This is a genomic window from Pseudoalteromonas sp. Of11M-6 (genome assembly GCF_022347905.1).
Classification (GTDB): Bacteria; Pseudomonadota; Gammaproteobacteria; order Enterobacterales; family Alteromonadaceae; genus Pseudoalteromonas.
Genome location: NZ_JAKRFW010000123.1, coordinates 1 through 1,410, shown reverse-complemented (window position 1 = coordinate 1,410; position 1,410 = coordinate 1). Strand labels below are relative to the sequence as shown.

Annotated in this window: 1 protein-coding gene; it reads left to right on the top strand. The window is 48.8% G+C overall.

The genetic code is table 11. The features are described from left to right. A partial coding sequence (locus MHN32_RS23610; protein WP_239422988.1) for an amino acid adenylation domain-containing protein occupies positions 1-1,410 on the top strand: 1,410 nt, incomplete at both ends.

Below are 1,410 nucleotides of genomic sequence, written 5' to 3'. Positions count from 1 at the left end.
GAAACAGCCAATGAAAGTATCAGCTATGGTCAGCTCAACCAACGTGCAAACCAATTGGCACGACAACTACAGCATCAAGCAGTGCAGCTAGGAGATGCGGTAGGGATATTGTTAACACGCTCGGTGAATATGGTTGTGGCAGTGTTGGCAGTATTAAAAGCTGGAGGACGCTATGTCCCACTGGACCCTAATTATCCCAAACAGCGACTGGAGTATATTGTTGCAGATACGCAGTTGCAGCATGTTATTTGTAACGAGCATACTCAAGGGCTGTTGGATATCGCAGGTGTCACTCTGTGGCAGCTAGACGCCACTAAACTACAGCAGGACTTAGCACAACAGTGTAGAGACAACTTAGGCCGTCATCCGCAAGCTACGAGCGACCAGCCAAGTTACCTTATTTATACATCAGGCTCGACAGGTAAGCCAAAAGGGGTAGTGATAGCGCACAGGAATGCGTTGGCGATGGTGCAGTGGGCAGGAGAGTTTTATCAGCCGGAAGAGTTAGCGGGGGTGTTGGCAAGCACGTCACTTAACTTCGACTTATCGGTGTTTGAGTTATTCGTTCCACTGAGCTTTGGTGGCAAAGTAATCTTAGTGGAAAACATTCTGACTCTGCTAAACGAAGACATAGCGGGTATTAGTCTAATTAATACAGTGCCGTCGGGAATAGATGCATTGCTGGCGGCGCAGCGGCTTCCTAGCTCGGTTCTGAGTGTCAACTTGGCAGGAGAGCCACTGGCACAGACAGTAGTAGAGAAGTTATTTAGTGGGCGAGAGTTACGGCGAGTTGTGAACTTGTATGGACCGTCAGAGGATACGACGTACTCCACTTACTATGAAATGACAGCGGCACCGGAGCAGGCCCCGAGAATAGGTCGTCCGGTGTCCAATACGCAGGCTTACGTACTGGGAGAACAAGGAGAGCTGTTACCGTTTGGAGTAACGGGTGAGTTGTATTTAGGTGGTGCGGGCGTGGCTAGTGGTTATCTTAATCAGCCACAGCTAACGGCACAGCGTTTTATTCCAGACCGCTTTAGTCACAACACAGATGCACGACTTTATCGTACAGGAGACTTAGTTCGATATGACCAACAAGGAGAGTTGTGTTTTATAGGGCGCGTTGACGAGCAGGTGAAGTTACGAGGTTTTCGTATTGAGCTTGGGGAAATAGAGCATCACCTAAATAGCCATGATGCAGTAATAGAATCGCTAGTGTTAGTGGTAGAAGAGGCAGGAGAGTCACAGTTACAGGCTTACGTCCGAACAGAAGAAGCGACGGGTTTGGCACAGCAGCTACGTGAGTATCTACGGGCATTACTACCAGAGTACATGCTGCCAAGTCGCTACATTGCGGTATCACAGTGGCCGCTATCCCCGAACGGTAAAATTGACAAAAATGCGCTAAAA